The 6,066-nt window shown below is 73.0% G+C and carries 8 protein-coding genes; 4 read left to right on the top strand and 4 right to left on the bottom strand.

From position 1 onward, the window contains the following. A partial coding sequence (locus ACYVO2_RS34305; RefSeq protein WP_461012007.1) for an FAD-dependent oxidoreductase occupies positions 1–798 on the bottom strand: 798 nt, incomplete at its 3' end. Between the two features lie 106 nt (positions 799–904). Between ACYVO2_RS34305 and ACYVO2_RS34300 the strand changes: the two genes are divergently transcribed. The 3 genes from ACYVO2_RS34300 (at position 905) to ACYVO2_RS34290 (ending at position 2,936) form a co-directional block, all read left to right on the top strand. Then, on the top strand, positions 905–1,963 hold the full coding sequence (locus tag ACYVO2_RS34300; RefSeq protein WP_461012006.1) for a flavin-containing monooxygenase: 1,059 nt from the start codon (positions 905–907) through the stop codon (positions 1,961–1,963). A gap of 50 nt (positions 1,964–2,013) precedes the next feature. Next, on the top strand, positions 2,014–2,391 hold the full coding sequence (locus ACYVO2_RS34295; RefSeq protein WP_461012005.1) for an ArsR/SmtB family transcription factor: 378 nt from the start codon (positions 2,014–2,016) through the stop codon (positions 2,389–2,391). Positions 2,392–2,462: 71 nt separating this feature from the next. Further along, positions 2,463–2,936, top strand: coding sequence for a GNAT family N-acetyltransferase (locus ACYVO2_RS34290; RefSeq protein ID WP_461012010.1), 474 nt, complete (start codon positions 2,463–2,465; stop codon positions 2,934–2,936). Positions 2,937–3,018: 82 nt separating this feature from the next. Here ACYVO2_RS34290 and ACYVO2_RS34285 read toward each other — a convergent pair whose 3' ends face one another. Genes ACYVO2_RS34285 through ACYVO2_RS34275 form a run of 3 tightly spaced genes read right to left on the bottom strand, consistent with a single transcriptional unit; the run spans position 3,019 to position 5,464 of the window. Continuing rightward, entirely contained in the window at positions 3,019–4,071 is a 1,053-nt protein-coding gene (locus ACYVO2_RS34285) for an ArsO family NAD(P)H-dependent flavin-containing monooxygenase (RefSeq protein WP_461012004.1), read from the bottom strand. Further along, on the bottom strand, positions 4,071–5,153 hold the full coding sequence (arsB, locus tag ACYVO2_RS34280; protein ID WP_461012003.1) for an ACR3 family arsenite efflux transporter: 1,083 nt from the start codon (positions 5,151–5,153) through the stop codon (positions 4,071–4,073). Before arsB ends, ACYVO2_RS34285 begins: the two co-directional genes overlap by 1 nt. Further along, positions 5,150–5,464, bottom strand: a complete 315-nt coding sequence (locus tag ACYVO2_RS34275) for an ArsR/SmtB family transcription factor (RefSeq protein ID WP_461012002.1) — start codon at positions 5,462–5,464, stop codon at positions 5,150–5,152. Before ACYVO2_RS34275 ends, arsB begins: the two co-directional genes overlap by 4 nt. Positions 5,465–5,560: 96 nt before the next feature. Between ACYVO2_RS34275 and ACYVO2_RS34270 the strand changes: the two genes are divergently transcribed. Beyond that, on the top strand, positions 5,561–5,983 hold the full coding sequence (locus tag ACYVO2_RS34270; RefSeq protein WP_461012001.1) for an arsenate reductase ArsC: 423 nt from the start codon (positions 5,561–5,563) through the stop codon (positions 5,981–5,983). Positions 5,984–6,066: the final 83 nt, after the last annotated feature.

Below are 6,066 nucleotides of genomic sequence, written 5' to 3'. Positions count from 1 at the left end.
GGCGGCCTTGGCGGCCAGGCCCAGGGCGCCGCGGGCGGGGAGCTGGTCGGCCTCGCCGCCGCCGAACGTGGAGCCGGTGATGCCGCGGCGCAGGATCCACACCGCGTGCGTGCCCGCGCCGTCCCCGGCCTTCGCGAGGTCGGCCAGGTGGGCCAGGGCGGTGAAGGCGGAGGCGCCCGAGCCGATGACCGCGGTGCGCTTCCCGGCGTACCGTGCGCGCACGGCCGGGTCGGCCAGGTCGGGAACGCGGTGGGTGATGCGGTCCGCGGCGGCCTTCTCGCCGAGGGCGGGCAGGCCGTCCCCGCCGGCCGGGCCCGGGGTGGCCCAGGTGCCGGAGGCGTCGACGACCGCGCGGGCCAGGAGGCGCTCCTCGCGGCCGTCGGGGGTGGCGGTGTGCACGGTGAAGGGCTGGGTGTCGCGGTCGGCGTCCACGACCCGGTCCCGGCCGGCGCGGGAGACCCCGGTGACGCGGGCGCCGAAGCGCACGCGTTCGCCCAGGACGTCGGCCAGCGGCTGGAGGTAGTGCTCGGCCCACTCGCCGCCCAAGGGGTAGGCGGCCGGCTCGGGCCTGGTCCAGCCGGTGGGAGCGAGCAGCTTCTCCGCGACCGGGTCGATCACCTCACCCCACGGGGAGAACAAGCGCACATGCGCCCACTGGCGCACCGCGGCGCCCGCGGTGTCCCCGGCCTCCAGCACCAGCGGCTCGATACCGCGCTCCAAGAGGTGGGCAGCGGCGGCCAGGCCGACGGGCCCGGCCCCGATCACGACCACGGGCAGCGCACTTGCGGGTGTGTTCACGGCGACTCCCTGCACGTTTAGACATCTGTCGATGGCTTGTACCATCAGGGTCCCACCTGTTTTGATGTCTGTCAAAATTCATGTTCGCCGAATCAAGGGGCTCTCCATGACGCACGTCGACGCGGTGGTGATCGGTGCCGGCCAGTCCGGCCTGGCCGCGGCCCGCGCCCTGACGCAGCACGGGCTGAAGCCGGTGGTGCTGGAGGCATCCGAGCAGGCTGCCGGAGCCTGGCCGCGCTACTACGACAGCCTCACCCTGTTCTCACCCGCCCGCTACAGCTCCCTGCCCGGGATGCCCTTCACCGGCGGCAGCCCGGACCGCTACCCCCACCGTGACGAGGTGGTCGCCTACCTGACCGCCTACGCCGCCCGCCTGGACGCCGAGATCCGCACCCGCAGCCGGGTGACGGCCGTACGCGCCGACGGAGACGGGTTCACCGTGGAGCTGGAGGACGGCGGGAGCCTGGAGGCGCGGGCGGTGGTCGCGGCGTCCGGCAGCTTCGGCCGCCCCCACCGACCCGCCCTGCCGGGCCTGGAGCACTTCACCGGGACGCTGCTGCACGCCGCCGAGTACCGCAACCCCGAGCCGTTCGCCGGACAGCGGGTGATCGTGGTCGGCGCGGGGAACTCCGCGGTGCAGATCGCCGCCGAACTCGCCTCCGCCGCGCGGGTGACGCTGGCCACCCGCCACCCGGTGAAGTTCGCCCGGCAGCGCACCCTCGGCCGGGACCTGCACTTCTGGCTGAAGTGGACCGGCATCGACACCGCGCCGCTGGGCCGCTTCGTCCGCACCGCCCCGACCCAGCCGGTCTTCGACGACGGCCGCTACCGCGCCGCGCTCGCCGCCGGCGCCCCGGACCGCCGCGAGCTGTTCACCGCCGTCGAGGAAGGCAAGGTCACCTGGTCGGACGGCAGGGTCGAGGAGGTGGACGCGATCGTACTGGCCACCGGCTACCGCCCTGACCTGCCCTATCTGGCCGACCTCGGCGCTCTCGACGCGGCAGGGAATCCGCTGCACCGGGGCGGGGCGTCCCTCACCCACCCGGGTCTGGCGTTCGTCGGACTGGAATGGCAGCGCAGCCCGTCCTCGAACTCCCTGCGCGGAGTCGGGCGCGACGCCGCCCGCGTCACCCGTCGCCTGGCCGCCCAGCCGTCGCGGAGCTGACCTGCCCACGAACCTCCCCGCCCTGCTTCACCATGTGTCAACATAGACACATGTCGAATGCCGAGGTGCTGCCGCTGCCGAGTCCCGAGGCCGGCCGGGGCGCGGTGGTGCCGTGCTGCCCGCCGCTGACCGAGCAGCCCTTCACCGCCGAGGAGGCCGAGCGGGCCGCACGGATGTTCAACGCGCTCGGCGACCCGGTCCGGCTGCGGCTGTTCTCCGCGATCGCCTCCCACGAGGGCAGGGAGGCGTGCGTGTGCGACATCGCCGATGTGGGCGTGTCCCGGCCGACCGTCTCGCACCACCTGAAGAAGCTCAGGGAGGCCGGGCTGCTCACTTCCCGGCGGCGCGGGACCTGGGTGTACTACCGGGTCGAGCCCTCCGTCCTCGCCGCCATGGGCAACTTCCTCATCACCGCCGGGGTGGAGTGACCCTGCACGCACCAGGAGGATTCGCGCACGTGTCCAGCACCACCGGCCCGTCCAGTGCCGTCATCGTTCCCATGACCGCCGAGCACGCGGGGGAAGTGGTGGCGATCTACCAGGCGGGCATCGACGAGGGCAACGCCACCTTCGAGACGGCCGCCCCGCCGTGGGAGGCGTTCGACGAGGCGAAGCTGCCCGAGCACCGCTTCGTCGCGCTGGACGGCGGCGGCGCGGTGCTGGGCTGGGTCGCGGCGAGCCCGGTGTCCGACCGGTGCGCGTACGCCGGGGTGGTGGAGCACTCGGTGTACGTCCACCCCGCCGCCCGGGGCCGCGGTATCGCCTCGGCGCTGCTCAAGGCGCTCATCGGCTCGACCGAGGCCGCGGGCGTCTGGACCATCCAGTCCGGGATCTTCCCGGAGAACGCGGCCAGCCTCGCCGTGCACCAACGCGCCGGGTTCCGGGTGATCGGCACCCGGGAGCGCATCGGCCGCCACCACGGTCGCTGGCGCGACGTCATCCTCATCGAACGCCGCAGCCCGGCCGTCACGTAGCACACCCGGCGGGCGGCCGGCGGCTCAACGACGCCGGAGCCGAGCGGCCACCGCTTGACTCACCGGACAGCGCGGAGGCACTTCACAGCAGCTCGGCGATCTGCCGTACCGCCTCCCGGGCCGGGCGGCCCACCCCGATCAGCGTGGCCGAGGCGGGGCCGGTCCAGTCCCCATAGCCCAAAAGGTGCAGGCGCGGCTCGCCGATCGCGCGGGTCCCGTCGGTCGGGATCCGCCCCTGCTCGCCTCGCAGCCCGAGCGGGGCGAGATGGGCCAGGGCAGGGCGGAAGCCGGTGCACCAGACGATCGCGTCGGCCTCGGCGCGGGTGCCGTCGGCCCATGCGGCGCCTGTCGCGGTGAGGCGGGTGAACATCGGCTCGGCGGTCAGCACTCCCGCGTCCCGGGCGGCGCGCACCGGGGGAACGGCCACGATGTCGCCGAGCGAGGCCACGCCGCCGGTGTCGGGGCGGCCCTCGTCCAGGGCGCGGCGGCGGGCGGTGGCGGCGTCGAACAGGGCCCGGCCGTCGATGTCGTCGGCCAGGAACCGCGGCGGGCGCTGGGTCGCCCAGGTCACCTCGATGCCGTTCAGGGCGAGGTCGGCGGCGATCTGGGCGCCGGAGTTGCCGCCGCCGACCACGATGACGCGCTGCCCGGCGAAGTCGGTCGGGCGGCGGTAGCCGACGGTGTGCAATTGTCGGCCCGCGTAGACCTCGCGGCCGGGGACGGCGGGGAGGAAGGGCCTCGACCAGGTGCCGGTGGCGCTGATGACCGTCCGCGCCCGCCAGTCGCCGGTGTCGGTCTCCACGCGCAGCAGGGCCCCGTCGCGGTGGACGGAGCGGACTTGGACGCCGCGCTGCACGGGCAGGTCGTAGCGCTTCTCGTAGTCGGCGAGATAGCCCACCACGTGACCGGCGTCCGGGTAGGTCTGCCCCGGCTGGGCGGGCATGAGGCGCCCCGGCAGCGAGGAGTACGCGGCCGGGGAGAACAGGCGCAGCGAGTCCCAGGTGTGCTGCCAGGTCCCGCCCGGTGTCGGCTGGGCGTCCAGGACCGCGAAGTCCAGCCCTCGGCGGCGCAGGTGGTAGCCGGCGGCGAGCCCCGATTGGCCGCCGCCGACCACCACCACATCCACGCGGACCATCAGCGGGCGTCCGTGAACTTCTTGCGCCAGGCGAGGGAGACGTACACCAGCCCGATCAGCACCGGCACCTCGATCAGGGGTCCGACGACGCCGGAGAGGGCCTGGCCGGAGGTGACGCCGAAGGTGGCGATGGCGACGGCGATGGCGAGTTCGAAGTTGTTGCCCGCCGCGGTGAAGGCGAGGGTGGCGGTGCGGTCGTAGGCCAGGCCGATGGCGCGGCCCAGGGCGAAGGTGCCGAACCACATCAGGGCGAAGTACACCAGCAGCGGCACCGCGATCCGCGCCACGTCCAGCGGCTGGGAGGTGATGGTGTCGCCCTGGAGGGCGAACAGGACGACGATGGTGAACAGCAGGCCGTACAGCGCCCACGGGCCGATCTTCGGCAGGAAGCGCTGCTCGTAGCCCTCGCGGCCCAGCTTCTTCTCGCCGATGCGGCGGGTGAGGAAGCCCGCCAGCAGCGGGACGCCGAGGAAGATGACCACGTTCAGGGCGATCTCCCACATCGAGATGTCCAGGTGCTCGCCGTCACCGAGGCCCAGCCAGCCGGGCAGCAGGTCGAGGTAGAACCAGCCCAGCAGGCCGAACGCGATGACCTGGAAGACGCTGTTGAGCGCCACCAGGACGGCGGCGGCCTCGCGGTCGCCGCAGGCCAGGTCGTTCCAGATGATCACCATGGCGATGCAGCGGGCCAGGCCGACGATGATCAGCCCGGTGCGGTACTCGGGCAGGTCCGGCAGGAAAATCCACGCCAGCGCGAACATCACCGCAGGTCCCAGCACCCAGTTGACGACCAGCGAGGAGACCATCAGCCTGCGGTCGCCGGTGACGGCGTCCAGCCTGTCGTAGCGGACCTTGGCCAGCACCGGGTACATCATGATCAGCAGGCCGAGCGCGATCGGCAGCGAGATCCCGCCGACCTCCACGGCCGCGAGGGCGTCGTTCAGGCCGGGAATCGCCCGGCCCAATCCCAGGCCGGCGGCCATGGCGGCGAGGATCCACACGGCCAGGTAGCGGTCCAGGGTGGAGAGCTTGGCGACGACGGAGGCGTCCTCGGCGGTCTCGGGTGCTGCGGTGCGGGTCACGGGCAGGCCCTCTTGGTGTCGGCGGCGGCGGTGGCGCGGGCGGTCTCGGCCAGTGCGGCGAACTGCCCGGCGAGCGAGGCGATGACGTCCGGACGGAGCTTGTAGTAGGTGAAGCGCCCGCACGGCTCGGTCTCGACGACCCCGGCCTCGCGCAGCACCTTCAGGTGGTTGGAGAGATTGGTCTGCTTGGCACCGGTCTCCTCCACCAGGTGGGTGGTGCACAGCGTCTCGTGGGCGAGGAGGGTCACGATCCTCAGCCTGAGCGGGTCGGCCAGCACCCGCATCAGGTCAGTGTCGACTGACGTCATCATGGCCTGATACTGTCACATCACTGGGTGCTGACACCAGCCCACGCTGATCAACGGCCCGGCGTCGCCCCGCCGACCCATCCTGTGAGGGAACAACCCATGGCCTCCACCCCACTCGCCTCCGTGCTGTTCGTCTGCGTCCACAACGCGGGCCGCTCCCAGATGGCCGCCGGCTTCCTCCACCACCTCGCGGGCGACCGCATCGAGGTCCGCTCCGCCGGCTCCCTGCCCGCCGACCAGGTCAACCCTGCCGCCGTCGAGGCCATGCGGGAGGCCGGCATCGACATCACCGCCGCCACCCCCAAGCCCCTCACCCCCGAAGCCGTCCAAGCCTCGGACTACGTCATCACCATGGGCTGCGGCGACGCCTGCCCCGTCTTCCCCGGCAAGAAATACCTCGACTGGACCCTCGAGGACCCCGCGGGCAAAGGCGTCCAGGCCGTCCGCCCCATCCGCGACCAGATCAAGGCCCGCGTCGAAGCCCTGATCGCCGAGATCGACGCCGCCAGGAAGGAAGCGTGACGCACCAGGACGACGTGCGCGAGGTCAGCGTCATCGGCTCCGGCCCTGCCTGATACACCGCCGCCCTGTACGCCGCCCGAGCC

It is taken from the genome of Streptomyces capparidis (assembly GCF_054782095.1).
The sequence above is the reverse complement of the archived record's forward strand: the minus strand, read 5'-3'. Positions and strand labels throughout refer to the sequence as shown.

What these genes read in the sequence shown, in the direction of transcription:
- ACYVO2_RS34270 (WP_461012001.1), top strand. Translation starts at nt 5,561, where the DNA reads ATGGCCTCCACCCCACTCGCCTCCGTGCTGTTCGTCTGCGTCCACAAC.
- ACYVO2_RS34285 (WP_461012004.1), bottom strand. Translation starts at nt 4,071, where the DNA reads ATGGTCCGCGTGGATGTGGTGGTGGTCGGCGGCGGCCAATCGGGGCTC.
- ACYVO2_RS34275 (WP_461012002.1), bottom strand. Translation starts at nt 5,464, where the DNA reads ATGATGACGTCAGTCGACACTGACCTGATGCGGGTGCTGGCCGACCCG.
- ACYVO2_RS34295 (WP_461012005.1), top strand. Translation starts at nt 2,014, where the DNA reads ATGTCGAATGCCGAGGTGCTGCCGCTGCCGAGTCCCGAGGCCGGCCGG.
- ACYVO2_RS34300 (WP_461012006.1), top strand. Translation starts at nt 905, where the DNA reads ATGACGCACGTCGACGCGGTGGTGATCGGTGCCGGCCAGTCCGGCCTG.
- ACYVO2_RS34290 (WP_461012010.1), top strand. Translation starts at nt 2,463, where the DNA reads ATGACCGCCGAGCACGCGGGGGAAGTGGTGGCGATCTACCAGGCGGGC.